Origin of the sequence: Desulfovibrio sp., from assembly GCF_041907885.1 — a bacterium.
Classification (GTDB): Bacteria; Desulfobacterota; Desulfovibrionia; order Desulfovibrionales; family Desulfovibrionaceae; genus Desulfovibrio.
Genome location: NZ_JAYRGM010000003.1, coordinates 43,496 through 67,268 on the forward strand (window position 1 = coordinate 43,496; position 23,773 = coordinate 67,268).

At 60.7% G+C, this 23,773-nt stretch carries 23 protein-coding genes and 1 tRNA gene; 10 read left to right on the forward strand and 14 right to left on the reverse strand.

Annotation, left to right across the window (positions count from 1 at the left end):
- Positions 1–91 precede the first annotated feature (91 nt).
- The 5 genes from ACE3NW_RS02875 to queF all read right to left on the reverse strand — a co-directional run bounded on the left by ACE3NW_RS02875 (position 92) and on the right by queF (position 6,272).
- Positions 92–1,216: a glycerol dehydrogenase gene (locus ACE3NW_RS02875; protein WP_374280165.1), complete on the reverse strand. Its 1,125-nt coding sequence runs from the start codon at positions 1,214–1,216 to the stop codon at positions 92–94.
- Between the two features lie 55 nt (positions 1,217–1,271).
- Entirely contained in the window at positions 1,272–2,648 is a 1,377-nt protein-coding gene (gene ftsY, locus ACE3NW_RS02880; RefSeq protein WP_374280167.1) for a signal recognition particle-docking protein FtsY, read from the reverse strand.
- A 9-nt stretch (positions 2,649–2,657) separates the two neighbouring features.
- Positions 2,658–3,770 (reverse strand): hypothetical protein, encoded by a 1,113-nt coding sequence (locus ACE3NW_RS02885; protein WP_374280169.1) that lies wholly within the window; start codon positions 3,768–3,770, stop codon positions 2,658–2,660.
- A gap of 34 nt (positions 3,771–3,804) precedes the next feature.
- Entirely contained in the window at positions 3,805–5,619 is a 1,815-nt protein-coding gene (locus ACE3NW_RS02890; protein ID WP_374280171.1) for a lipid II flippase MurJ, read from the reverse strand.
- Positions 5,620–5,768: 149 nt separating this feature from the next.
- Positions 5,769–6,272 (reverse strand): preQ(1) synthase, encoded by a 504-nt coding sequence (gene queF / locus ACE3NW_RS02895; RefSeq protein WP_374280174.1) that lies wholly within the window; start codon positions 6,270–6,272, stop codon positions 5,769–5,771.
- A gap of 270 nt (positions 6,273–6,542) precedes the next feature.
- Here queF and ACE3NW_RS02900 point away from each other — a divergent pair, with 270 nt between their 5' ends.
- The 4 genes from ACE3NW_RS02900 to ACE3NW_RS02915 all read left to right on the forward strand — a co-directional run bounded on the left by ACE3NW_RS02900 (position 6,543) and on the right by ACE3NW_RS02915 (position 9,136).
- Positions 6,543–7,385: a MogA/MoaB family molybdenum cofactor biosynthesis protein gene (locus tag ACE3NW_RS02900; RefSeq protein WP_374280176.1), complete on the forward strand. Its 843-nt coding sequence runs from the start codon at positions 6,543–6,545 to the stop codon at positions 7,383–7,385.
- 9 nt (positions 7,386–7,394) lie between these two features.
- Positions 7,395–8,288, forward strand: coding sequence for a 4-hydroxybenzoate octaprenyltransferase (locus ACE3NW_RS02905; RefSeq protein WP_374280178.1), 894 nt, complete (start codon positions 7,395–7,397; stop codon positions 8,286–8,288).
- A gap of 10 nt (positions 8,289–8,298) precedes the next feature.
- Positions 8,299–8,946 carry a ribosome biogenesis factor YjgA gene (yjgA, locus tag ACE3NW_RS02910; RefSeq protein ID WP_374280180.1) on the forward strand — a complete coding sequence of 216 codons (648 nt, stop codon included), beginning with the start codon at positions 8,299–8,301 and terminating at the stop codon, positions 8,944–8,946.
- Between the two features lie 114 nt (positions 8,947–9,060).
- A tRNA-Thr gene (locus ACE3NW_RS02915) sits at positions 9,061–9,136 on the forward strand.
- Between the two features lie 83 nt (positions 9,137–9,219).
- On the opposite strand, the gene ACE3NW_RS02920 is transcribed toward ACE3NW_RS02915, so the two are convergent.
- Both ACE3NW_RS02920 and ACE3NW_RS02925 read right to left on the reverse strand, forming a co-directional pair.
- Positions 9,220–9,603: a hypothetical protein gene (locus ACE3NW_RS02920; RefSeq protein ID WP_374280182.1), complete on the reverse strand. Its 384-nt coding sequence runs from the start codon at positions 9,601–9,603 to the stop codon at positions 9,220–9,222.
- Between the two features lie 181 nt (positions 9,604–9,784).
- The gene (locus tag ACE3NW_RS02925) at positions 9,785–10,276 is read right to left on the reverse strand and encodes a hypothetical protein (RefSeq protein WP_374280184.1); all 492 of its coding nucleotides are present in this window, start codon (positions 10,274–10,276) and stop codon (positions 9,785–9,787) included.
- A gap of 126 nt (positions 10,277–10,402) precedes the next feature.
- Here ACE3NW_RS02925 and ACE3NW_RS02930 point away from each other — a divergent pair, with 126 nt between their 5' ends.
- A complete protein-coding gene (locus ACE3NW_RS02930; RefSeq protein ID WP_374280186.1) occupies positions 10,403–11,191 on the forward strand; it encodes a potassium channel family protein in 789 nt (262 codons plus the stop codon).
- Between the two features lie 53 nt (positions 11,192–11,244).
- Here ACE3NW_RS02930 and ACE3NW_RS02935 read toward each other — a convergent pair whose 3' ends face one another.
- From ACE3NW_RS02935 to hlyD, 4 genes are read right to left on the reverse strand one after another with little or no spacing between them, the layout of a single operon-like run.
- Positions 11,245–12,393 (reverse strand): ABC transporter permease, encoded by a 1,149-nt coding sequence (locus ACE3NW_RS02935; RefSeq protein ID WP_374280188.1) that lies wholly within the window; start codon positions 12,391–12,393, stop codon positions 11,245–11,247.
- Complete coding sequence (locus ACE3NW_RS02940; RefSeq protein WP_374280190.1) at positions 12,393–13,520, reverse strand: ABC transporter permease; 1,128 nt, start codon at positions 13,518–13,520, stop codon at positions 12,393–12,395. The genes ACE3NW_RS02935 and ACE3NW_RS02940 overlap by 1 nt, the downstream gene beginning before the upstream one ends.
- A 44-nt stretch (positions 13,521–13,564) precedes the next feature.
- Complete coding sequence (locus tag ACE3NW_RS02945; RefSeq protein WP_374280192.1) at positions 13,565–15,400, reverse strand: ATP-binding cassette domain-containing protein; 1,836 nt, start codon at positions 15,398–15,400, stop codon at positions 13,565–13,567.
- Positions 15,397–16,395, reverse strand: a complete 999-nt coding sequence (gene hlyD, locus ACE3NW_RS02950) for a secretion protein HlyD (protein ID WP_374280194.1) — start codon at positions 16,393–16,395, stop codon at positions 15,397–15,399. Before hlyD ends, ACE3NW_RS02945 begins: the two co-directional genes overlap by 4 nt.
- A gap of 214 nt (positions 16,396–16,609) precedes the next feature.
- Between hlyD and ACE3NW_RS02955 the strand changes: the two genes are divergently transcribed.
- Together ACE3NW_RS02955 and ACE3NW_RS02960 are read left to right on the forward strand one after the other, a co-directional pair.
- Positions 16,610–18,055 carry a DUF1254 domain-containing protein gene (locus tag ACE3NW_RS02955; protein ID WP_374280196.1) on the forward strand — a complete coding sequence of 482 codons (1,446 nt, stop codon included), beginning with the start codon at positions 16,610–16,612 and terminating at the stop codon, positions 18,053–18,055.
- Positions 18,056–18,080: 25 nt separating this feature from the next.
- On the forward strand, positions 18,081–18,629 hold the full coding sequence (locus ACE3NW_RS02960) for a hypothetical protein (protein WP_374280198.1): 549 nt from the start codon (positions 18,081–18,083) through the stop codon (positions 18,627–18,629).
- 7 nt (positions 18,630–18,636) lie between these two features.
- Here the strand turns inward: ACE3NW_RS02960 and ACE3NW_RS02965 are convergent, their stop codons facing one another.
- The gene (locus tag ACE3NW_RS02965; protein WP_374280200.1) at positions 18,637–19,395 is read right to left on the reverse strand and encodes an SPOR domain-containing protein; all 759 of its coding nucleotides are present in this window, start codon (positions 19,393–19,395) and stop codon (positions 18,637–18,639) included.
- A 217-nt stretch (positions 19,396–19,612) separates the two neighbouring features.
- Between ACE3NW_RS02965 and ACE3NW_RS02970 the strand changes: the two genes are divergently transcribed.
- A complete protein-coding gene (locus ACE3NW_RS02970) occupies positions 19,613–20,608 on the forward strand; it encodes a peptidoglycan glycosyltransferase (RefSeq protein ID WP_374280202.1) in 996 nt (331 codons plus the stop codon).
- 146 nt (positions 20,609–20,754) lie between these two features.
- Here ACE3NW_RS02970 and hypB read toward each other — a convergent pair whose 3' ends face one another.
- On the reverse strand, positions 20,755–21,423 hold the full coding sequence (gene hypB / locus ACE3NW_RS02975; protein WP_374280204.1) for a hydrogenase nickel incorporation protein HypB: 669 nt from the start codon (positions 21,421–21,423) through the stop codon (positions 20,755–20,757).
- Positions 21,424–21,541: 118 nt separating this feature from the next.
- A complete protein-coding gene (locus ACE3NW_RS02980; protein WP_374280206.1) occupies positions 21,542–21,895 on the reverse strand; it encodes a hydrogenase maturation nickel metallochaperone HypA in 354 nt (117 codons plus the stop codon).
- An 84-nt stretch (positions 21,896–21,979) separates the two neighbouring features.
- Between ACE3NW_RS02980 and ACE3NW_RS02985 the strand changes: the two genes are divergently transcribed.
- Both ACE3NW_RS02985 and ACE3NW_RS02990 read left to right on the forward strand, forming a co-directional pair.
- On the forward strand, positions 21,980–22,954 hold the full coding sequence (locus ACE3NW_RS02985; protein ID WP_374280207.1) for a tetratricopeptide repeat protein: 975 nt from the start codon (positions 21,980–21,982) through the stop codon (positions 22,952–22,954).
- A 47-nt stretch (positions 22,955–23,001) separates the two neighbouring features.
- A complete protein-coding gene (locus tag ACE3NW_RS02990; protein WP_374280209.1) occupies positions 23,002–23,763 on the forward strand; it encodes an AMIN domain-containing protein in 762 nt (253 codons plus the stop codon).
- The last annotated feature ends 10 nt before the right edge of the window (positions 23,764–23,773 follow it).

Below are 23,773 nucleotides of genomic sequence, written 5' to 3' on the forward strand. Positions count from 1 at the left end.
CCAACCCAATAACACAAGGGGGATTCCTGAAACAGGAATCCCCCTTTTTACTGGCAGTTACAGCTTTGCGGGCCCGCGCCCGCACACGCGCCTAGCTTCGGTAGGCATTGCCCAGGGCGTCTGCCGACAATATGGCTGCGGCAACGCCTTCTTCCGTAATGGGAAAGGGCATGGCGTGGATGGATTCTTCGGGCAGGCAGGCCTTGCGGGCCACCTTGTGCAGATCTTCGGCACTGATATCCGCAACGCCAATGTCCTTGAGGCATACAGGCAGGCCCACAGAGGTGCAGAATTCCAGCACTTCTTCAATTTCTTCGGTGGGGGCGTTTTCCAGCACCAGCTGCGCAAGCGTGCCAAAGGCCACCTTTTCGCCGTGCAGATAGGCGTGGGTTTCATCCAGCGCGGTGAGGCCATCGTGAATGGCGTGGGCTGCCGCAAGGCCACCGCTTTCAAAACCCAGGCCAGAAAGCAGAGAATTGGCTTCGATAATATTTTCCAGCGCCGGTGTTGCCATCTTGGCCTGACAGGCCAGCACGGCCTTGTAGCCGTCTTCCAGCAGGGTGCGGTAGCAGGTGCTGGCAAGGGCCTGCGCGGCCAGGGTTCCCCGTGCGGGCGGGCAATCGCCCGTGCGTGCGCCGCAGGGCAACCCCGCGTTGACGGCAGAGCACGAACGCAGGGTGGCCCGTGCCTCAAAATAGGTGGAAAGGGCATCGCCCATGCCAGAAACCAGATACCGCACCGGCGAGGCGGCAATGATAGAAACGTCCATCAGCACCACATCGGGATTGCGGGGAAAATAGGCGTAGTCTTCCATTTCGCCGTTGGGCTTGTAGATCACCGCCGAATGGCTGGTGGGAGCGTCTGTGGCCGCCGTGGTGGGAACAACAATCAGCCCTTGCCCCGCCGCCACACAGCGCGCCGTATCCAGCGCCTTGCCGCCGCCAAGGCCCACAGTGCAATGGCAGGCATGCTTGCGGGCAAGCTCGCCCAAACGGGCAATTTCATCGCGCGAGCACTCGCCCTGAAAATCGGTCTCAACAAAGGTAACGCCAAATTTGGCCGCTGTGGCGTCCAGCGCCTCACGCACCCGGCTGACGCTGCTTTTGGTGGCTACCAGCAGGGCCGTGGTACCGTACTGGCGCACAAAATATCCCAGGTTGAGCAGTTCGTTTTCGCCCTGCACATACTTGGACGGACAGATAAACGCTCTTCTCATGGCATGCTCCGATTCCGGCCTGTGGCCGGTCTTGCAGATTGGAAAGGCAGTATCCCTAGGCTTCTGTTTTTGCACCCAGCAGGGCGCGGGCATAATCCTCGCCGCTGAAGGGGCGCAGATCTTCCATTTTTTCGCCCAGCCCCACATAGGTGATGGGCAAGTGGTGCTGCATGGCCACGGCAATGGCCACGCCGCCCTTGGCCGTGCCATCGAGTTTGGTGATGATAAGTTCGTCGATGCCTGCGGCTTCCTTGAAAAGCTTGGTCTGCGAAAGGGCGTTCTGCCCGGTGGTGGCGTCGATGACCAAAATGGTGCGGTGCGGCGCGCCCGCGTGCTTCTTGCCCAGCACCTGACGGATTTTTGTGAGTTCTTCCATCAGGTTGACCTTGGTTTGCAGGCGGCCTGCCGTGTCCACATAGAGCACGTCCACGCCTTCCTGAAGGGCTCGGTCCATGGCTTCGTAGGCCACGGCTGCCGGGTCGGAACCGGCAGTACGCGCGTGAAACAGCGCGCCCACGCGTCCGGCCCACACCTGTAGCTGCTCAATGGCGGCAGCGCGGAAGGTATCGGCGGCGGCGATCATGACCTTCTTGCCCTGCATGCGGTCGCGGTGGGCCAGCTTGGCAATGGTGGTGGTTTTGCCCACACCGTTGACGCCGATCATCAGCACCACTTCGGGCGCGTTAACGGCGGCAATGCGGCGCGGCGCGCGAAAGATTTCTTCCACCTCGGCCATGAGCAGCTCACGCACCTTGGCGGATTCTGTGATTTTTTCCTTGCGGGCGCGTTCTTTCAGGCGCTCCACAAGCTCTATGGAAGGCTCATAGCCAAGGTCGGCCATGATAAAGAGCTCTTCAAGTTCTTCCCAGAAGGCATCGTTGAGTTCGCCGTGCCCGGCAAAAAGTGCGTCCAGCCCCTTGGCAAACTGCTCGCGCGTGCGCGAAAGCCCCTGGCTGATCTTGAGAAACAGGCGGTTGCGCTCGTCTTCCTCATCTTCCATATCCAGCGCCAGAGCAAGGCGGTACTGCAATTCAGAGCGGAATTCCTCCACCTGCCGGTAATCCATGCGGGTGAGCCATTCCTGAAAATCGCGCACAAAATTCTGCGCTTCGGCTTCCGGGGCATCCAGGGCGCGCAGCAAAAAGAACAGGCGCTGCCACAGCAGGTCGCCCGCCTCGTCCACGCCTTCAAGCACAATGCCAAGCCAGACAGAAAGCCTGGGCTCTGCCTCACGCAGGCGCAGGGTAAGGGCCTCGTCTGCCGGTGCAGCCACCAAGGGCTGGGCGGCCTGTTCCATTACCGATGCGGCTGCTACGGCTTCTGCGCCAGTTTCTGCGGGAACCTGAGCGGCAGCTGCATCTTGCTGCGGGGCGGTGGCATCGGCCTGCTCCGCGCCGCCAAACATTTTTTTAATGGCTGAAAAAAAACCCATATGATCTCCTTATCTTCCGCCCTCTTGAACCGAGGGCCTGCTTTTTTTGCGGAGCTGGAGTCCTTCAAGGGCTTCCAGCACTTCACGCAGCGCCAGCACGCATTCTTCCACGGCCTGCGCCGCAGACGCGGCATCCGTGTCATTTACAGCCCACTGCATGGCGTGCGCAGCAGAGGCCAGCCGCTCTGCGCCCACGCAGGGTGCGGCCTTCTCCAAAATCCGCCCCAGACGGCACAGATTCTCTGCATCATCAGCTGTATAAAGCCGCAGCAAAAGCCCCGGTGCATGCGCAAAAGTTCGGTCAAACAATGCGGCCGTAATGCGCCACGCTTCGGGCCTGCGCCGCAAAAAGGCACGGCCAAGCTCGGCACTTATGACGGCCCCAGCGGCAACATCATCGCTCTGCTGTGCTTCGGCGGGCACGGCCTCCGCAACGGGGCTTGCCGATAGCGCCTCCGCAGGGGCCGATACCTTTGCAGCATCAGCCACGGGCGTAACGGCATCCGCCGGAACAGCAGCCCCAGACTGGCCCGCCCCCCCAACGCGCAGCGGCGCGCGCTCGAACAGCAAAAGCCGCACACGTGCCAGATCACCCCAGTGCCACAGCAAAAGCAGGAGCACCAGCGAACAGAAGGCCGCAGACAGGCAGAAACGCGCCACTTCCCGGCGTGCCTTCTGCGCCAGATCTTCTGCGGTAATGCGGGGCGAAAGGTACACTTCCACCGAGCCCACGGGGCGGCCTTCCATCTTGAGCGGATTCATGCCCTGCACGCTGTTTTCGGGAATTTCATCATCCCACGGCACGGGCTCCCACTGATAGTTGCGCCGCTGCCCTTCCAGCATCCCCTTGGTGGTCTGCACCTTGATGGCATAGATGGATTCGTCGGCCATGGCAGCCATCACAATGGTGCGTGCGGCCAGTTCGTCCAGCTCCCAGGCGGGCAGCGAAAGCAGGGCCGCCAGCTGCGCCGCCATGCGTCCGGCATCGCTGCCAAGGCGGTTTTCTGCCTCCTGCCTGTCCTCATTGACGTTCCACACGCCCATGAGCAGAAACAGCAGCAGTGCGGCAGCCCAGACAATCAGGGCCAGCCTGCGGCGCAGAACATGATTTATATGGGGCATATGTATTGCCGCGAGAACAGCATTCCCGCGCTCCTTAATGTTTGTGTGGGCTGCCGTACAGACGGTGCAACAGTGCGCGCACAGCCGTAAGGGCATCACCATCGCGCAGGGCCAGCAGGCACGCCAGCCAGGCGCTGGCACCGCCAGCAATGGCCGCGCTCAGCTCAAACCATATACCGCAACCGCGCAAAAGCTCCAGCAGTTGCCACGCAGCCAGCGCCGTAACCGCCGCTGCCGCGCACTGCCGCACTACCGGCACAACGCCGGGCAGGCAGGCCCGCCCAGCAAATGGGCCAGAATCCGCGCCCGCCGTATTTTTTTTCAGACTGCCTGCAAGAATATGCAACAAAAAGCCACATTGCAGCCACAAGCCAAGACTCACCGCCAGCGCCGGAGCCATGACCCCAAGGCTGCCCGAAAGACTATGGACCAGTGCCGCCCCAACCGCAAGCGTGGCTACCACGGCCCAAACGGCGCTCACCGCCGTGCGGCGCACCTCGCCCAGTGCGTTGCAGGCGGCCAGCAGTGACCGGTTGACCGCAAAGGCGGGCAGCCCCGGCAGATAGGCCCACAGGGCCAGCCCTGTTTCGTAGGCGGCATTGTCGCCAAAGGCTCCGTGGCGCAGCAGCCCCTCGACAAGTCGCGGCCCCACGGCCCACAGGCCTGCGGCAGCGGGCAGGCTCAGCAGCAGGGTAAGGCGCAGGGCCGTTTGCAGCTGACCACAAAACGATGAAAAATCTTTTGCCGCAGCAAGGCGGCTCAACGTTGGCAGACTGGCCATGCCCAGACACACGCCCACCAGCCCCAAGGGCAGCTCCAGCAGCCGCTCGGCATAATACAGTGCCGCCACCTGCCCGCGCCCAAGGCTTGATGCCAGCGACATGGCGGCCAGCATGGCCAGTTGCGGCGCAGATGCCCCAAGCAAACCGGCTGGCAGACGCCCCAGGCATTGCCAGGCAAGGGATGCCGCACGTGCGCGCAGTGCAGCCTGCCCTGGGTCATTTTCGGATATTGGCCCGGTATCTGCCCTCTCCGCCGCTACCGGCAAGGCAGGCCGTGCAGCAACAGGCGGCAGCAGACGCCGCACAGCCAGCCACTGGGCAAACCACTGGGCCAGCCCGCCGCACAGCATGCCCACGGCCAGCGCGGGTGCTGCGGGCAGCAGGCCCACCGCCGCCGCAGCGGCAAAAAGCAGAATAACAATGTTGAACAGGGCGGGAGAAGCCGCAGGCAGCCAGAACACCCCAAGACTGTGCAGCAGGGCCATGCCCAGGGCAGCCATACCAGCCGCCAGAGTGTAGGGCAGACAGATGCGCAGCAGATAAATGGCCTCTTGCCGCTCCGGCCCATAAAAGCCGGGGGCCAGCACATCGGCAAGCAAGGGGGCGGCAACCACGCCAACAAGGGTAAGCACGGCCAGCACAAAGCCCAGCCGTGCGGCCAGCGCCTGGGCCAGCAGGCGCATGCTGCGGCTGCGCTGCAAGCCCGCCGCATGGCCCGAAGCATGGCCAGCGCTAGTACCCTCAAGGTGTACAAGGCTGGCCGTGAGCGTCATGGAAAGCGAACCCTCGCCCAGCATACGCCGCAACACGTGGGGCAGGCGCATGGCCGCCACCAGCGCATCGGCTGCTGCACCGCCGCCCACAAGCCAGGCCATGCTCATGTCGCGCATAAGACCGAGCACGCGCGAAACAAGGGCAAAACTGCCCAGCAGGGCCGCAGTGCGTGCAATGCCGCCCGGCTGCGAGCCATGCTGAGAATTGGGCTGAGAATTGGGCTGCACGTCGGGTTGTGCGTTGGGCTGCAGGCAGCCCTGGCCTTGCGTGCCGCCGCTTTCAGAAGCGATCATTCTTCCTCGTTTCTGCCTTGCACAAATCCGGGATATGCCCGCCGGGCAGCCGTGCGCATCGCCATACCTGTCACAAAAGCCGTGGCCATGTTGCAAACCGCTTTTTGCTTCGGGCCTGCACGCAAACCAGAAGCAAAAAGCAGCCAAACCTACGGACGGTGCGGATCAGGTTCAGACTTCCACGCAGCCACGGCTTCGCGCACAAGGCGGTTCTGCTCTTCGGGCATGCCATCCTTGAACATTTCGGCAAACACGTGGATACGCGTGCCGCCGCGCGGTGCAAACAGGCCCTTGACCCTGCACCAGCAGGGGTTGAGCAGTGAGCGCAGGTCTTCAAGCACGTTGTTGGTGATGGTTTCCATAAAGGACTGGTGGTTGCGGAATGCAAACATGTAGAGCTTGAAGCTCTTGGATTCCACACACAGCTCATCGGGAATGTATTCCACGGTGATGGTGCCGCAGTCGGGCTGACCGGTCACCGGGCACAGCGAAGTAAATTCGGGAAAGCTGATGCTGATCACATAGGGGCGCTGGGGAAAGCAGTTGGGAAAGGCCTCCAGCAAGGCTACGCTGGGGCCGCCCTCTGGGGACTGAAGCCGGCCTGTGCCGAGAACCTTCAGGTCCTGGGTCTGATCCTGGCTGCGGGTACTCATGAGAAACTCCTTACAATAACACAAAAAATGACGCTGCGCTTGCAGCGCGGGGGGGGGCCGACCAGTGCGGTGCGGCAAGGGCGGCATGCGCAAAAAGGGCTTGCCCTCATTGGCGCACAGATGCAAACGCGCCAGCCAGTTGTGCCAGCAAAAACACAACCTGACACCGGGCGCGTATCGGACTTGTAACCCATTGCGCTTGCGGCTACAATAATCTATTGCCCACTCCAATCCGATTGCACTTCATCGGCCAGTTCCTCGGAGCACAGTATGAATATCCTGCTGCACGTCCATGCCTGCAAGCGGGGCCAATGCCTGCCCCTGCTGCCAGTTGCCGCCACGGATACAGATTTTTGCCGCAGCCACGGCCTCATGACTCCCGAACCGTGGGCCGTGCCGCACCTGAGGGTAGGCACTTGTTTTTGCGGAGCCTGCGGCACGGCTCTGCTCAAGGTTACCGGGCGCGCCTGGATGCCCCTGCCCTCTTCTTCTGCGGGGTCTGGCGGCAACAACGGCAACGACCTCGAGCCCTGGCAGGCGGCCCACGCCGCGCAGTGCCTGCTGCTCACGGCGCTCACTGATCTGCCCGAAGGCCCGCTGGAAGTAACCGCGAGAAAAACAGGCCACAGCCTCGCCTGGGTGACCCTTTCCGACAAGGGCGCGCGCGGCCAGCGCCTTGACCTGAGCGGCCCGGCCATTGCCGAGATGATCGGTTCGGCCATGCCGCTTTGTCATAGTCAGGGATTTTTGCTGCCCGACGAACCGGCCCAGTTGCGGGCCCTGCTTACAGAACTTGCCCTGAGTGCGGGTTTTGACATTATCTGCACCACGGGCGGCACGGGGCTTTCGCCGCGCGACATAACGCCGCAAACCACTGCCGCCCTGCTGGATACGCCCCTGCCGGGCTTTACACAGGCCATGCTGGCCGCCAGCCTTGCCAAAACACCCCACGCGGTCATATCACGCGCGGCGGCGGGCACGCTGGGGCAAAGCATTATCATCAACCTGCCGGGCAGCCGCAAGGCCGTTGTGGAAAACCTTGCCGCAGTGCTGCCCGCCCTGCCCCACGCCCTGGCCAAATTGCAGGGCGACCCCGCCGATTGCGGCGGTTAAGGAGAACACATGCGCTTTTTTTCGCTCTCCGGCATCAGACTTTCCACGCCTTTTGGCCAGTTTGGCGACATCTGCCGGATGATCAAGATCGAGCATTCTGTTTTTGCGCTGCCCTACGCCTGGGCGGGGGCTTTTTTGGCCGCACGGGGGGTACCCTCGGCACGCAGCCTGATTTTTCTGACCATCGGCATGATTGCGGCACGCTCGTTTGCCATGGCCTTTAACCGGCTGGCCGATCTGCCCTTTGACCGCGACAACCCGCGCACCCAGCAGCGGCCCCTGGTTACGGGCGTTATCAGCCAAAAACAGACCTGGGCCTTTTGCGCGCTGATGGCCATAATCTTTATTGCCTCCTGCGCCGCCCTCAACAAGGTCTGCCTGTGGCTTGCCGTGCCCGCCCTGCTGTTTGCGGCCATTTACAGCCTGCTCAAACGTTTTACCGCCCTGTGCCACTTCTGGCTCGGGGCAACGCTTGGGCTGGCCCCCCTGGCTGGCTGGCTTTCGGTCAACCCCGCAAGCCTTGGGCTTGCGCCGGTGCTGCTGTTTTGGGCTGTCACCTTTTGGGTGGCCGCTTTTGACATTTATTATGCCTTTCAGGACATGGATTTTGACGTGGCCTTTGAGCTGCATTCCGTGCCTGCCACCCTTGGGCCAGACACGGCCCTGACGCTGGCGGCCTTTTCGCACGCCATGACGTCCATTTTTCTGCTGCTGGCGGGTTTTGCCGCCGGCCTTTCGTGGCCGTGGTACATCGTGTGGTTTGGCATCAGCGTTATGCTGCTGGTGGAGCACAGGCTCATGAAACCCCAGGATCTGCGCCACGTGAACACGGCTTTCTTTACACTCAACGGCATCATTTCGCCGGTCGTGCTGATCGGCGTGCTGCTGGGCATTTACATCTGACGGAGGCGGCATGCCGCGAAAAAAACAGTATCAATGGAAGAATAGCGACGAGGCCGAGGGTTTTGATTCCCTGCCGCCCAGCCGCTCTGAAAAAAAACGGCAGAGCATTGCCCTGCAAAACATGGGCGAAGAACTGACGCGCCTGGGCCCGCAGGAGGTCAAAAACCTTGACCTGCCCGCAGATCTCAGGGAAGCGCTGCAACTCTACGCCCGCATAGGCGACCACGAAGGCCGCCGCCGCCAGATGCAGTTTATTGGCCGCGTCATGCGCGAGATTGATCCCGCGCCCATCCGGGCCATGCTGGATGCCCGGCGCGAAGTTTCTGCCGCAGCCACAGCCGCCCTGCACAAGGCCGAGCAGTGGCGCGACCGGCTTTTGACCGCCGACGAGGCCGAGCTTGCGGGCCTTGTGGAAACCCTGCTGGCCGCACGGCCTGCTGACGCCCAACCCGCAGCAGACATTGCGACAGATATTGCGACAGACGTTGCAGCAGAGGCAGACAGCGCCGGGCAGGCTGATGCCAGGCCGGGCAAAAAAGCCCTTGGCGCAGACGAACTGCGCGCCCTGGCCGTGGCCGCCCGCAAGGAAGCGGCAGAAAACACCAGCCCGCAGGCACGCCGGGTGCTTTTTCGCGCCATCCACGGCATGCTGGCATAATGGGGCTGGTCAGAAAACCCGCGTAAACCGCGCAATTATAAAAAAAATAAAAAAATTGTGCGCGAATGCTTGACGGTCACCCGGTGTTAGTATAGAAACCTTCTTCGTTGCTACGCCCTTGTAGCTCAGTCGGTAGAGTGCATCCTTGGTAAGGATGAGGTCAGCAGTTCAATCCTGCTCAAGGGCTCCATACAAAATCAAAGGACTTACGGAGAAATCCGCAAGTCCTTTTTTTTTGTGCCTACAACTCTGGCTGTCTCTCTGACAGAGCCTCTACCCTTGGCTGCCAAGAGATGTCGTTGCGCCTTGATCCTTTTTCTCTTCCTTCGGCGGAGCCTTCTTAGGCACAGCAATAGACCCTATTCGAGTGACGACATCACTATCATCATAGGTTACAAGCAGCCTTTTCTTATCTCCCTGAAAGCCTTCAATGGGCGTCCCTGCGACCTCCCACAACCCGAGCGTCAGAACATCCATCACACCATGCCCAATAGCGCGTCCAGCTGAAGGTTCGTTTCCTATTTCGTATTCATAAATGTCAGCCCTGTGGCCATTTTCTTCTCTAATTTCGATAGGCGAACCGAGCTGTAATTCGACCTCGCCTCGTGTAGCACCTACCCGCACGGCCCCCAATTGTGGCTCTTTTTTGCCGCTCATGGCCATTCCCACAGAACACCCCGATGTCATTACGCACAGCATAAGTATCCAAACTAGATATTGCTTCACTCTCCCTCCAATAAATTATTCCATACTTATTAACCTACAAAGATATTCTGGAGCAACAAAAAAAGGCCGCTCAAGGGCGGCCAGCAATTCAACGGTTCAGAAAAATTCAGGGCTATTGCGGCATTTGCGGCTGCTGCGGCATCAGCGCCCGGTAGGGCCCGCGCATGCTGTACACAAAATTGGCCATGCGCAGGTCGCCGCTGACCACAAGCATGAGCAAAAGCTTTGACTGCGCATCCTCGCGCACAATGCCGTAGCCTTTCACACCCTTCTGCTCAAAGGTAAATTCCCACTGCCCGTTACGCAGCACGGGCGCAGAGCCCCCCAGCCGCTTGGCATTGCCCCTGGCTGCCTGCTCTGCTTCGCCTGCATTGGCTGGCCCCACAATAATCAGGGCCGAACTTTTGTGGTCCTTTTGCCCCATCACCACCTGAATGGCTTCCTGCACCTTGACCGGGCCACTCACCACCACCCAGTCAGCAGGCATATCAAGACCGTAGTATTTTGTGGTCAGTGGTACTGCCTGAGCCTGCGCCGCCATAAAAACAGCCAGCACAAGCAGGGCCAGCGCCCGCAAACCACCACCCCAAAAGCTTGTAAGCATGATTTTCTCCGTCAGTTATCTCGTATATGCGCACTGTACGGCGCTGCCGCCCGGCTGTCCACACGGCAGACGCGCCGCCCTTGCCTGCGGGCAGGCTTGCCTGTATTATGGAAAGATGAGGGGCATATGCTAAAAATACACGCACTGCGCGCGCATCTTTATGTAATCCGTTTTGAACTGCTCATGGGGTCGCTGTGGTGCATATTCATCCTGAATATTCTGTTTCCCAACGATATTTACCGTGGTTACGCCCAGGCCATCTATCTGCCCATCCAGCTGCTGGCGGCCCTGGTTCTGTTTGACAACAGGCCGCGCATCCTGCGGCTTGCCCTGTTTATTGGCGCGCTGCTCATAGTGGCCAGAGCCCTGGATCTCATCTTTGTCAAAAGCCTGAATGTGGAGATGCTGCTGCTCTACCTGTTTTTCTTTGGCAGCATCATGTTTGAGGTGTTCCGCCAGATAGCGAACGCCAAGATGTTTACCGCCAAGATGGTCTATGCGGCGGTGTGCGGCCTGCTGCTTATCGGCTATTGCGGGTATTTTCTGTTTCTCACCATCGAATTTCTCAAGCCTGGTTCGTTCAACGGGCTCGGCCCCGGCGATCAGGCCATCAACGATCTGTTTTATTTCAGTTATGTAACCATTCTCACCATTGGCTACGGCGACATAACGCCCAAAACCTGGATAGCCAAAAATGCCACCGTGCTGGTTGGCTTTACCGGCTATCTCTATTCCATCGTGGTTATCGCCCTGATTGTGGGCAGGGCCCACCGCATGCCACGGGCCGCTGTTTCTGCTGTAAAAAAACCGGCTTCACTGACGGGGCATACGGCCCAGCAGGGCCAGGCTGCGGCGCAACCAGAGCGGGCTGCACAGCCCGATTCTGAGCCCGCACAGCGCCAAAGCCAGCCATAGGCCAGCCCCGGCATTACCCACGGATTGCGCGCCGCAACAGACAGGCACGCCGCTCAGGCCTTGCGCTTGAACATCCACACGGCAACCCCCACGGCCACCACGCTGATGCAGGCAATCTTGCCCAGATTTACCGCTGCCGCCGCCACTGTTATATCCTTGAGAAACACACCCTGCACAATGGTGGTAAAGTGACGCATGGGGTTGAGCTGGCTGGCGTATTGCAAGAATGGCGGCATGTTGATGACCGGCGTAACCGCGCCCGAAATGAGAATGCACGGCACACCAATGGTAAAGGCCCCCAGAAAGGCCTGCTGCTGCGTGGCAGAAAGCGAAGATACCATAAGCCCGATGCCGCCCGAAGCCATGGCAAAAACCAGCATGGCCACATACAGCAGCACCAGCGCGCCGGTAAAAGGCACACCAAATCCAAAAACAGAAATGAGCAGAAAAATGGTTCCGTGTACCAACCCCACCAGACAGCCGGGTATGAGCTTGGCAAGGGCAATCTCTGTGGGTGTGGCGGGCGATACCAGCAGCTGGTCAAACGTGCCCACCTCGCGCTCTCGCGCCACAGAAAGCCCCGTCACCACCAGGCCCAGCATAAAGCTCAGCATGCCGATGAGATTTGGCAAAAAGAACCACTGAAATTCCAGATTGGGATTAAACCAGCAACGCACGCGCACATCCAGCCGGGGGGCGCTGGCCGCTGCTCCCAGCGCTGCCTGCCCCATGACCGTGGATTCGCCAATGCCGCGCACGATGGTTTCGAGATAATACGAGGCAATCTGCGCCGCATTGGAGCGCCTGCCGTCAAGAATCACCTGCATCTGCGCGGGCGTGCCCGCATCTATACGCCTAGAAAACTCCTGGTCAAAAACCACCACAAACAGGGCCTGTTGCCGCTCTATGACAGGGCGGATTTCGGCCTCGGCGTTCAGAAACGTCACGCTGCGAAACGTATGCGAGCCCTGTAGCCTGCGCACCACCTCGCGGCTCCAGTTGCCGCTGTCGTGGTTGAGCACGGCCACATCCACATTGCGCACTTCCATGGTGGCCGCCCAGCCAAAAATCACAATCTGCATGAGCGGCGGCACAATGATGAGCATGCGCGAAACCTTGTTGCACAGCAAAACCAGCAGTTCCTTGCGCACGATGGTGGCCATGCGGCGCAGATTGAGCCGGGGCAGAGTGAACCTTGCCATCACGCATCCAGCCTTTTGACAAGGTTGCGGTACACAAGCCCCAGCAGCACCGAGGCCAGCAGCCCCATAAAAAGCAGGCTTGGGCCAAACACTGCCCACACATCGCCAGTCAAAAAAATGGTGCGCAGACAGGTATTGAAATAGCTTGCGGGCAAAAGCCGCGTGAGAGCCTGAAGCACCGGCGGCATGCTGTTGATGTCAAAAACAAAGCCAGAGAGCAGCAAGGCAGGCAAAAAGCCGGAAAACAAACCAGCCTCCGCCGCCACCAGCTGCCCGCGCAGGGTTACGGAAATCAGCAGTCCCTGCCCCAGCGCGCTGAGCATAAATACGGACGACAACAGCACAAGCACCCACAACGATCCGCGAAACGGCACGGCAAACAGCGTCACTGCCGCCACGGCGCACAGGGCCATGCTGAACATGCCCATGCAGAAGTACGGAATCAGTTTGCCCAGCAACAACTGCATGCGGCTTACCGGCGTGGCAAACATGGCCTCCATGGTTCCGCGTTCCCATTCGCGGGCAAATACCAGCGAGGTAAGCAGGGTTCCGATAAGTGTCATGATAACGGTGATGGCCCCCGGCACAAGAAACTGCACGCTCTTGGCCGCCGGGTTATACCAGAAACGCGACTGAATATTGATGGGCAGGGCTGCCGCCGCGCCCCCAGGCAGAGTCGTGCGCTGCCAGGCCATTATCAGCCCCTGGCTGTAATTCTGGATATACTGGGCCGTGTTGGGCTCCGATCCGTCCACCAGAATCTGCACAGCCCCGGCGCTGCCGCGCGCCAGCTGCTCGTCAAAATCCTGCTGGATCACCAGAATCCCCTGCACCGCAGATTCACGCATCATGCGCCCGGCCTCGGCCATCGTGCCCACTGGCCGCGTGGCAAACCAGGGCGAATGGGCAAAATCGGCTGCAAGGCTCAGGGCGTTGCGCCCGCCGCTCTGGTCCAGCACGGCCAGCCGCAGCACGCCCGCATCAAGGGTAATGCCGTAGCCAAAGAGCAGCAGAAAGATAAAGGGCAACACCCCGGCCACAAGGTAGGACGAGGGATCGCGCACGATCTGCTGAAATTCTTTGCCGACCAGGGCAAATAGCTGTCGTATCCAGATACTGCGTTGCATGGCGCTGCCGGTTGTATGTTGCGAAACAGAAAAAACGTTGCCGCCTACTGCGGATGCTCCCTGTCGTACTTTTCAATGCTGGCGATAAAGGCCTCTTCCAGCGTGGGATCGGCCACTTCTGTGCATGAGGCCTTGAGCTCGTCGGGCGTGCCCATGCTGATCATGGCTCCGCGATAGATCAGGGCGATGCGGTCGCAATATTCCGCCTCTTCCATGAAGTGGGTTGTCACCAGCACAGCCGCCCCGGCGGTGGTCATGGCCGAAATATGCTTCCAGAAATCACGGCGGGTGCGGGCGTCCACGCCAGAGGTGGGCTCGTCAAGAAACAGCACGGGCGGCTCGTGCAGGGTGGCGCACAAAAGGGCCAGGCGCTGCTTTTGCCCAAGGGGCAACGATCCCGTGCGGCTGCGCAGATAGGGCTGCAATTCAAGGGCTTCGGCCAGCCCCGGCAACAGCACATCGCGGTGCTCCTTGCTCAGGCCGTACAGCTCGGCAAAAATGGTGATGTTTTCGCGCACGGGAATATCCGGGTACAAAGAAAACTTCTGGGCCATGTACCCCAGACGCGACCGGGCCTCGCTGCCCGCACGCAAAAGATCAACGCCGTCCACGGCGCAGCTGCCCGCAGTTGGCCGCGAAAGCCCGCACAACATGCGGAATGTGGTGGATTTGCCCGCACCGTTGGGGCCGAGAAGACCAAAAATTTCACCGGGGCGCACGTCAAAAGAAATATCACGCGCTGCCACAAAAGCGCCAAACTGCTTGGTGAGATTGCGGGCCGAAATGGGATAGGCAGACCCGGAAACGCTTGCAGGCTTTGCCGCAGGGGGCATGACCGCAGAGGACATGGCCGCAGAAGGTATTGCCGCTGTCACGGCCGCAGCGTTATCCCCAGCCCCGCCATTGTGCGCCACGTGCAGCTTGCCGTAGGGCGAGGGGCTCTGGTTGATGCCGCCCACGGCGCTCATATAGGCATCCTCCAGCCTTGGCGCCACGGGTTCGCCGCCCTTTTCCTGCACCTCGCGCCGCAGGGATTCGGGGGCGTCTGCCGCCAGCACCAGCCGTATGCGGCTGCCCTGGATGAGGGCATCCTCAATGCCGGGGCGCATGGTCCAGAGGGCCAGCTCCCTCTTGTGCGTGCCCGCATCGGCACGCAGCAAAAAAACCCGCCCTTCGACCCGGTTGGTGAGCTCTTGCGGCGGCCCGGCAAACAGCACCCGGCCACAATCGAGCATGATTACACCGGGGCAGCGCTCGGCCTCGTCCAGATAGGCGGTAGACCACACAACAGTCATGCCGTCCTGGCTCAAGTCCTGCACCATGCGCCAGAGCTCGCGGCGCGATTGCGGGTCAACCCCCACACCGGGCTCGTCAAGCAGCAGCAGGCGCGGCGACCCCAGCAGGGCGCAGGCAATGCCCAGCTTTTGCTTCATGCCGCCGGAGAGCCTGCCCGCAAGGCGCTCGGTAAAAGGCGCAAGATTGGTGAACCCCAGCAGTTTTTCAAACACGCTGTCGCGCTCTGCCCCCTCCAGCCCACGCAGGCTGGCGTGCAGGCGCATGTTGGCCATGACAGAAATATCCTCGTACAGGCCAAAACGCTGCGGCATGTAGCCGATGCTGTTGGGCTGGCTGCGCATGAGCTCTGCCGGGCTGTAGCCAAAAAGACTGACCCGCCCCTCGCCGGGCGGCATAAGACCGGCCATGATGCGCATGAGTGTGGTTTTGCCCGCCGCATCCGGCCCCACCAGCCCGGTAATGCGCCCAGCGGGAATAACCGCGTTCACGCCGTCAAGAGCGGTTACGGCCTCGCGCCCCTTGCCAAAACGCATGACCAGCCCCTCAAGACAGACCGCCTGCCCCTCATCAGCGCACGAACTCATGGCGCGGGGGCATCCTGCAGGATAATGGTCACTGGCATGCCCTGCCGCATGACGTTATCCGGGTCTTCTGCCTGCACGCGCAGCCGGTAGACCAGAGCCGTGCGTACCTCGCGCGTTTCAACGGTTTTGGGCGTAAATTCTGCCGTGGGCGAAATAAAACCCACAGTGCCCGAAAAACTTTTGCCCGGCGCGGCATCCACCTGTATTTTGACCTGCATGCCGGGTTTGACGCGCCCAAGGTTGGGCTCGTCCACATAGGCCCGCAGCCACAGGGGATCGGTAAGCGTGAGCGTGTACACGGTCTGCCCGCCCTGCACGATGGCTCCGGCCTCGCGCGCACGGGTGAGTACCACGCCCTTTTGCGGGGCCACAAGAGTGGCGTCGTGCAGCTGTATCTCTGCGTGGTTGAAGGCAGCTTCTGCGGCGGCCACGGCGGCTTTTTGCGCCAGCACTTCTTCTTCGCGGTAACCGGCAAGCAGCATGTCGAGCTGGTCCTGACTGGAATGCAGTTTTGCGCTGGCCTCGCGGTACTGGGCGCGGGCATTGTCCATGTCTTTTTGCGAAATGGCGTTGGTGGCGCGCATGGCAGCCACGCGGTTAAGGTTAATCTGCGCATTTTCGGCCAGCGCGGCCGCGCCGCTCACCGCCGCGCGCGCCTGGGCGATTTCCTCCACCCGGTAGCCGCGCTCAAGCCGCACAAGCGAGGCCCGCTGTTTTTCAAGCTCTGCGGCAGCCTGATCGCGCTGCTGGGTCAGCAGATCGTTGTCCAGCAGGGCAAGCGGCTGACCAGGGGCCACGCCATCGCCTTCGTCCACCAGCACCTTTGCAATGCGCCCGCTGACGCGAAAGCCAAGATCCACCTGGCGGATATCCACATTGCCGTAGAGCACAAGGCGGTCGCCGCTGTGCCCAAGCCACCACTGCCACAAAAGAGCCACCGCCACCAGCACGGCCAGGGCCGCGCCAATACCAAGCACCTTACGGGGGACAGCCATATTCCTCCCTGCGCAACCGCCTCAAACGGTTGCCGCACCTCACAGTTTTCAGCAGGGGGCATACGCCCCGCTACGAGCCAGAATAGCCAGTGCCGTGCGCCTTGTCCATGCCACGCCGCACACTTAAAGCAACAGTTGATTTCCCCGGTCTTGTGGTGCACGCAAATGTGGTAGGCAATAACGCATATTCATATCCAAACCCGTGGAGAGCAACATGACAGACCATTTGCCTAAATTTCGGGCGGCGTGTCTGACGGCGGCCATTTATCTGCTTGCAGCGCTGGGTTTGCCAGCACACGGAGCCGCCGCAGTGCAGACCCTTCCCGATGCCGCAACGTTTGAAAACATTGCCGCGCAGGGCTATGTGTACGGCCTGCCCATAGTGATGCACTATGACATCACCTACCAATATTCCGTAGACACCGCTTCGCCGCAGTACAAGGCTCCGTTCAACCAGCTGCGCAACGGGGCGCGTGTTTTTACGTATAAGGATACTGTTGTCATCACGCCCAACAGCGATACACCCTATTCCTTTGCCTGTCTTGACCTTCGCGCCGAACCGGTGGTGATCAGCGTGCCGCCGGTAACTGACGGCCGCTACTTCAGTGTGCAGCTTGTGGATGCCAATACCTACAATTTTGGCTACATCGGCAGCAGAACCACGGGCATCAAGGGCGGAAGCTACATGGTTGTGCCCCCGGAATGGCAAGGCGCTGCGCCAGCGGGCATGCAGGTTTTTCGCTCCAACGCGCAGTACGCCCTGGCCCTGTTCCGCACCCAGCTTTTCAACCCTGCGGATATCGACAACGTGCTCAAGTTTCAGAAGGGCTATGCCGTGCAGACGCTCTCGGCCTACCTGGGGCAAACCCCGCCCCCGGCACTGCCCATGCCGCCCTTTCCGAACATTGGGCAGGATTACATGAAGCCAGAATTCTTTGACTATCTGGCCTTTGCCCTGCAATTTGCCCCCGCCGCGCCGGAAGAAACCGCCATCCGCGCGCAGCTCGCCAGCATTGGCGTGGTCGCAGGCAAGCATTTTGACTTCGCCGCCCTGCCCAAGGATTGTCAGGAGGCGCTGCTGCGCGGCATGAAAAAGGGCGCGGGCATGGTGGACGCCTCGATCAACGGCCCCGGCATACGTGTCAACGGCTGGAAGATGAGCTCGCCCTTTGGCAACCGCGATTTCTTCAACGGCAACTGGCTGCTGCGGGCTGGCGGAGCCAAGGCGGGCATTTACGGCAACGATGCGGCAGAAGCCGTGTACCCCATGACCAGAACCTCGGCCAGCGGCGACCCCCTTGACGGCAGCAAGCACAAGTACCGCATCACCATTCCCGCAGGACAGTATCCCCCGGCCAGGGCCTTCTGGTCTGTGACCATGTATGACGGCAAAACCCAGCTGCTCATCAAGAACCCCATCGACCGCTACCTGATCAATTCGCCCATGCTGCCAGACATGAAGAAAAACCCGGACGGTTCGCTCACCATTCTGATCCAGCGCGATTCGCCCGGCAAAAACCTGGAAAGCAACTGGCTGCCCGCACCCGACGGCCCCATCTTTCTTGTGATGCGGCTGTATTGGCCTGAAACGGAAGGCCTCTCGGTGCTGCCGCTGGGCAAGGGAACCTGGCAGCCGCCCCGTGTGGAACTGAACGACTAGGCGCATCTGCGCGCAAGGGACAAACATGCTTTTTTGCAACACATGCCGCGCAGCCAGAATGGTGCTTGCGGGCCTGATCATACCCCTGTTCATGGTTCTGGGCCTCGCACCGCAAAAGGCGCAGGCCCAGGACTATGGCTGGTTTTTGCTGGATTTGCCGCAGGGCTGGCAGGCAGAGGCCCCGGCAGACATGGCCGGAACATGGATTCTGACGCTGAGTGGGCCGGATGAAGCCGTACACGCGCGCATTCTGGTGGGCAAAACCGCAGGCCCGCCAGACGCTGCCGACGTGGCTGCCCTGCTGCGCGCGGCGGCGGGTATGCGCGAACCTGTGCGGCGGGCTGACAGCCAGTATGTTTTCAGGGGCAAGGATGCTCTGGGCGTGGAATCTGCCGGTATTGTGGGGGCCGACCCACAGGCGGGTCTGTACATGGCGGTGCTGTGCAGCGGTGAGGTAGACAGGGCCGAGGAACTGCTGGGGGCGTTGCGTGGCGGCTCAAACCCGGCCATGCTGCCCGTGCGTCATACGGTGCGCGGCAGTATTGAGCCGCGTTTCATGCCTGCGGCCCCATAATTCTGGATTACTGCTGCAACACAGGCTTGCGGCTGCGCTGAATGGGCTTGCCCAATCCCATGGATTCCGTGGCACGCACCACCTCGGCGGCTCTGGCCTCGTCACCGCGCAGCAGCACAAGTACCACATGAAGCTTGCCAGAGCGCTCCATCTTGGTGCGCATGCCGCGCCCCTCAAGCCTTTGGCGCAAGGAATCCACGGAGTCAGCATCCTTGAAAGCCCCGACCTGGAACACATAGTCGTAGAGCCCCGATACCGGCGGGGCCTTGACGATTCCTGCGGGCTGCGCCGCGCCTTGCCCCTGCGCTGCCTGAGCCGCCGCACCCTGGGGCACGCCAGCCTGCACAACGCCTGCGGGCTTTGGCTGCACGGGCGTCATGGGCGGCAGAGGTTTGAGCGGAGCATCGCCCGTGGCCGCATCGTTACGCAGCACGCGCGAAAAGCGCAGCTCTTCTGCGGCCAGAACCTTCTGTTTGGGCTCTGCTGCCTCGTTGACATTACCGGCTGTACCGCCGGGGATGGGGCCTTCATCGTCTGTGGACGTAGCGGGCGAAACTGCACCGCTGGCCGGTGCGGCCTGCCTGGCTGCCACCGGCTGCGGATGAGCCTTCCAGTAGGCCCTGCCGCTCATAACCCCGCCAAGGTATGCCAGCACCACTGCCGCCACTACCAGAAAAACCGCCGCCAGCAGGGATGACGGGCGCAGGCACAGACATTTTTTTTCAGTTGCCTGATCCGATGAATTCTGGCGGCTCTGGGGAGGCATGGAATCTCCTGATGGTGGGGTTTGGTGCGTAAAATGCGCAAGGCAGGCTGCAAGGTCGTTGGCGGTGGCAACCATATCAACGCAAGCGGCAGCCGTAAAGTGGCCCTCTGCGATTTACCATCTGGCCATCTGCACCCGCAATGGGTCGTCTGGCCGCTTGCGGGGCAGCCCCGCGCTCTGCTAGTATGGTCGCAAGCAAAAAATATGGAGTAATGCCATGACCAAGGCCTTATGGTTTCTTCGCATATATGCGGCCATCTGTCTTGTGTTGGCTGGGTTTATGGGCGATGCCGCCGTATTTGCAGCGCACATTGCCAAACCCGGCCCCGAACCGCAAATTTTGTCCATAGTCAACGCCACGGGCGAAGACGTGTTGAGCATGGGCTTTCAGACGGGCAAAAACGTACACTTTGTGCGGCTCGACATGCCCCCCGGTGGCAAGGATGACATTGAAAACCCCGGCGCACTCACAAATCTGCGCGTGGATACAGGCCTTGCCCTATGGCTTTTCAAGGATGTGCCCCTGAACAAGGCGCAAAAAATGACCCTGCGCATGGGCGACAAGCCCACGCTTGAGCTCGCCGCCCCCAAGGCCGAGCCCCAGCGCATTGCGGGCGAAGTGCAAAGCCTGCTGCCTGGGCCCGATGCTGGCCCTGTGTGTACCCTTGACCGTTTTCGTCCTGGCATGCCCATGAAGGACGTGTGCGCCGTGCTGAGCGCAACCCAACAGCGCGACGACAACGATGCCGTGCTTGCCAGCCTTGGCTTTGCGGGCATGGTATGGGCCGCGCGGCTGGAACCGGCCCAATCCGAGGGCAAACCCGGCAGCAAGGCTACCCAGGTGCTTGACCACATGGAACTGCGCCGCAAACTCGACCCCGAAACCCTCGAAAAACTCATGCAGTCCCTGTATGACCAGAAGTACAGCCCCTGGCAGGCCGAACTGCCCGGCCTGGACATCAATTTTACCCAAATGCCCTCCATGGATCTGGCCAAGCAGAAGGACATGCTGCATCAGGTGCTTGGGTATTTTCTGACAGCGGGCAAGGGTGAGGCCACCATCATGCTGGCCCCCACAGACATACTGCCCAAGCTGGCCGATGCCGACGCGCCGAGCGGTGATGTGCAGCTGTTTACCATTACCCTGCGGCCTGCCTCAAAAAATCTTGTGGTGGATGTGGCCGCCTACCGCGAGAGTGAAGAATCACGCTAGCGGCCTGCCCACAGCGCGCCTGGCCCATACATGTGCCCCAGACATACGGCCAGACATGTGGCACTGACATGTGGTACTGACATGCAAAAGGCATCCCCGGTTTTGGCCGGAGATGCCTTTTCATTTCATCTGTTACCGGGGGCGGGCTAGGCCAGCCGCCCTTCCTTCTTGGCGGCGCGCATGCTGCGCAGCCAGTTGTACCAGCCCTCAAGGCCATCGCCCTTGCGGCAGGACACTTCAAAGATATCAAGCTCTTTATTGAGCTTGGTGGCAAAGTTGCGGGCGCGGGCCATGTCAAAATCCACATAGGGCAGCAGGTCTGTCTTGTTAAGCAACATAGCCTTGGCAAGATTGAAAAGCAGGGGGTATTTTTCCGGCTTGTCGTCACCCTCGGCCACGCTCAACAGGGCTACCTTGGCGTCTTCGCCGCAGTCGAATTCAACGGGGCACACAAGGTTGCCCACGTTTTCGATAAAAAGAATATCCACGCCGGTAAGGTCGAGGCTTTCCAGCGAGGTAAGAATCATGTTGCTGTCGAGGTGGCAGCCGCCGTCGGTATTGATCTGCACGGCCTGTGCGCCAGTGGCGGCTACGCGGCGGGCATCGTTGTCTGTTTGCAGATCGCCTTCCACCACGGCCATGCGAAATTCGCCAGCCAGATCGCTGAGGGTGCGTTCGAGCAGCGTGGTTTTGCCAGCGCCGGGCGAACTGATGAGATTCAGGGCCAATATACCTTTTTCAGCAAGCAACCGCCGCACATGAACGGCCATTTTTTCGTTTGCTTCCAATACATTACGAACCACAGGAATTTGCATTCATTTCTCCTTGCTTGCCGCCTGTACGGCGTGGTCATGAGCCAGAAACAAAAAGATAAAGGCGAAGAGGTATTGCAAGAGCAACCTGCGGCCCCCGCGAATCAGGGGCTTCAAAGGGCTAGCTGGCTTCCAGGCGGTTGAGGTAGAGCTCCCTGCCCTGCTCAACCACATGCCCAAACTGCTCGCCGCAACCGGGGCAGGGCAGCCACAGGGCATCTTGCCCCTCGCCGCCAAAAACCTTGCCGCAGGCCGTACAGCGCAGGCGCAGTGGAAGCTCGGTGAGCTCCAGGCGCGCGCCCTCGTGCGCGGTTCCGTACACCATGGTTTCAAAACAGAATTGCAGCGATTCGGGCACAACGCCAGAAAGAGAGCCGTAAATTACGTTTACAACCTCTATGCGGGTGCATCCCTGGCGGGCTATTTCATCCTCTGCCATCTGCAACAGGCTTTGTGCTATGGACATTTCGTGCATGGGGTCATGCTAGCCCAAAGACCCGGTTCCGTAAAGGCCAGAAGCGAATCTTGCTATTCGACGCAAATAATGTACATTTTGCACATGCGTCGCTCAAAATTTTCTGGCGTCTTCTCCTTCTCTGCCGACTGGACAGCTAGCCGAAGCAAAACGCACTTCTTCGTCTGGGAACTTCCCGACGGAGCCTATGCCGTGCAAGAGCTCAACGCCGCGTTCCAGCCTGTCGCCGAGGTGGAGCGCGTAAGCGCCAAATCATTTACCCGCGAATTCAAGGCAGAGCCCAACATTCTGGCTATGCCCGTGGTTACGCCGGACTTAAGCCATTTTGAGGCCAGATCGGTCACGCCCCAGCCCCAAAATACTGCCCCTGCCGCCCCAAAGCCCGTTGGCAAGGCAGCAGATGCCCCCGCTGCAAACCCTGGTTTTGCCCCGCTTGAAATGGCCAAGGCCAAGAGCAAGCTGCCCGATTCTGTTCAGGTGATCACGGGCAAGGCCGAGCAGCCCCCCCTGCCCTTTGCCACCCGCACCGCAACCGGCGTTACCGCCGTGCGCTACGAAGAAGGCCAGCCCCCGGCCACGCAGACTGCCCCGGCTGCTCCTGCTGCTCCCAAAAAAGCCTATGATCTTGAGGCTGCCCGCAAGGCCAAGGTGGTAGAGACCAAACTGCGGGAGACTTTTCGGCAAACCCTGCTGCGCCTCAAGCGCCCCCGCGAACGCAAGGCCGCCCTGCTTGCCCTGGAGCAGCTGGCGCAAACCAACGAAGGCATCACGCCCTCCCACAAGCACATGTTTCGCGATTTTGGCGTGCGTCTGCGTCAAAATTCCCAGCCCAACCTTGCCCTGCTGTTTACGCGCAAGGCCGTGGAGCTGGCCCCCGAAGATGATCACGCCCACTTCAACCTGGCGCGCATTTTGTGTTCGCTTGGCATGTATGACGAGGCCGCAGCCCATATTGCCACTGCCTTGAGCGTGTCGAGCGAAGAGCCTCTCTACTTCAAGCTGCTGGAACATATCCGCGAGCTCAAGCAGGCACGTAGCGCGGCCAGGGCCGCACGTTAGAGCCGAGCGGCAGTTTCAACCCAAGTCTTTGGCAGGAGCCTTTTGGCATGAACAAAGTTATTATGATTCTTCTTGTGGCTGTTTGCGTTCTGGGCATGGCGCTCATCATGCTTAATGAACGCCTCCGCAAGCCCGAACCCGCAACGCCCGCAGGCATCATTGCACCAGTTACCCCGCCGGACGCTGCCCCGCCCGTTGCGCCGGGGAATCCCCTTGCCGCAAACAGCCAGGCCGCCGGTACGCAGCCACAACCCTATCTGCCCCCGCAGTCGCAGGCCGGAATTCCCGACCGCAATGCCAGCAGCGAAGCCCCGGCCCGCGCCCCCATACCCAGCCTGAAGCCGGACGACAAAACCGCACCTGTGAGCAGCCTTGCCTCTTCTGATCCACAGCCTGCGGTGGCCAAGCCGGTGGTGCAGCCCAAGCCCGTCACCCCGGTGACAGAAAAAACCACCGCAGCGGCCGAACCCGCCAAGGAAAAGACCGCCAAGGCCGCGCCACAGCACAAAACCATTACCAAATTTGTGGTTCTTGCACGCGACAAGGGCGCAACGGTGCGTTTGGTGGGTGCTGCGCCCATTGTCTACAAAAACATGCAGCTCAGCGGCCCGGAACGTCTGGTTATCGACCTTGACGGCAAGTGGCAGGTCAAGGCCCCCGGCGTGCCCAAAAATCCTGCTGTTACCAATGTGCGCCTGGGCAAGGATGGCGACAAGACCCGCATCGTCATTGACCTTTCGGGCAAGGTGCAGCCCAAGTTTACACTTTCCAAGGACGGACACACGCTGGATATCCGGCTTGACCACTGATTTTCTGCCA

Coding starts and splice junctions, on each gene's coding strand:
- ACE3NW_RS02960 (WP_374280198.1), top strand. CDS start 18,081: ATGCTTTTTTGCAACACATGCCGCGCAGCCAGAATGGTGCTTGCGGGC.
- ACE3NW_RS02985 (WP_374280207.1), top strand. CDS start 21,980: ATGCGTCGCTCAAAATTTTCTGGCGTCTTCTCCTTCTCTGCCGACTGG.
- ACE3NW_RS02920 (WP_374280182.1), bottom strand. CDS start 9,603: ATGAGCGGCAAAAAAGAGCCACAATTGGGGGCCGTGCGGGTAGGTGCT.
- ftsY (WP_374280167.1), bottom strand. CDS start 2,648: ATGGGTTTTTTTTCAGCCATTAAAAAAATGTTTGGCGGCGCGGAGCAG.
- ACE3NW_RS02875 (WP_374280165.1), bottom strand. CDS start 1,216: ATGAGAAGAGCGTTTATCTGTCCGTCCAAGTATGTGCAGGGCGAAAAC.
- ACE3NW_RS02905 (WP_374280178.1), top strand. CDS start 7,395: ATGCGCTTTTTTTCGCTCTCCGGCATCAGACTTTCCACGCCTTTTGGC.
- hypB (WP_374280204.1), bottom strand. CDS start 21,423: ATGCAAATTCCTGTGGTTCGTAATGTATTGGAAGCAAACGAAAAAATG.
- ACE3NW_RS02990 (WP_374280209.1), top strand. CDS start 23,002: ATGAACAAAGTTATTATGATTCTTCTTGTGGCTGTTTGCGTTCTGGGC.
- ACE3NW_RS02935 (WP_374280188.1), bottom strand. CDS start 12,393: ATGGCAAGGTTCACTCTGCCCCGGCTCAATCTGCGCCGCATGGCCACC.
- ACE3NW_RS02900 (WP_374280176.1), top strand. CDS start 6,543: ATGAATATCCTGCTGCACGTCCATGCCTGCAAGCGGGGCCAATGCCTG.
- ACE3NW_RS02970 (WP_374280202.1), top strand. CDS start 19,613: ATGACCAAGGCCTTATGGTTTCTTCGCATATATGCGGCCATCTGTCTT.
- queF (WP_374280174.1), bottom strand. CDS start 6,272: ATGAGTACCCGCAGCCAGGATCAGACCCAGGACCTGAAGGTTCTCGGC.
- ACE3NW_RS02930 (WP_374280186.1), top strand. CDS start 10,403: ATGCTAAAAATACACGCACTGCGCGCGCATCTTTATGTAATCCGTTTT.
- ACE3NW_RS02925 (WP_374280184.1), bottom strand. CDS start 10,276: ATGCTTACAAGCTTTTGGGGTGGTGGTTTGCGGGCGCTGGCCCTGCTT.
- hlyD (WP_374280194.1), bottom strand. CDS start 16,395: ATGGCTGTCCCCCGTAAGGTGCTTGGTATTGGCGCGGCCCTGGCCGTG.
- ACE3NW_RS02890 (WP_374280171.1), bottom strand. CDS start 5,619: ATGATCGCTTCTGAAAGCGGCGGCACGCAAGGCCAGGGCTGCCTGCAG.
- ACE3NW_RS02945 (WP_374280192.1), bottom strand. CDS start 15,400: ATGAGTTCGTGCGCTGATGAGGGGCAGGCGGTCTGTCTTGAGGGGCTG.
- ACE3NW_RS02940 (WP_374280190.1), bottom strand. CDS start 13,520: ATGCAACGCAGTATCTGGATACGACAGCTATTTGCCCTGGTCGGCAAA.
- ACE3NW_RS02980 (WP_374280206.1), bottom strand. CDS start 21,895: ATGCACGAAATGTCCATAGCACAAAGCCTGTTGCAGATGGCAGAGGAT.
- yjgA (WP_374280180.1), top strand. CDS start 8,299: ATGCCGCGAAAAAAACAGTATCAATGGAAGAATAGCGACGAGGCCGAG.
- ACE3NW_RS02885 (WP_374280169.1), bottom strand. CDS start 3,770: ATGCCCCATATAAATCATGTTCTGCGCCGCAGGCTGGCCCTGATTGTC.
- ACE3NW_RS02955 (WP_374280196.1), top strand. CDS start 16,610: ATGACAGACCATTTGCCTAAATTTCGGGCGGCGTGTCTGACGGCGGCC.
- ACE3NW_RS02965 (WP_374280200.1), bottom strand. CDS start 19,395: ATGCCTCCCCAGAGCCGCCAGAATTCATCGGATCAGGCAACTGAAAAA.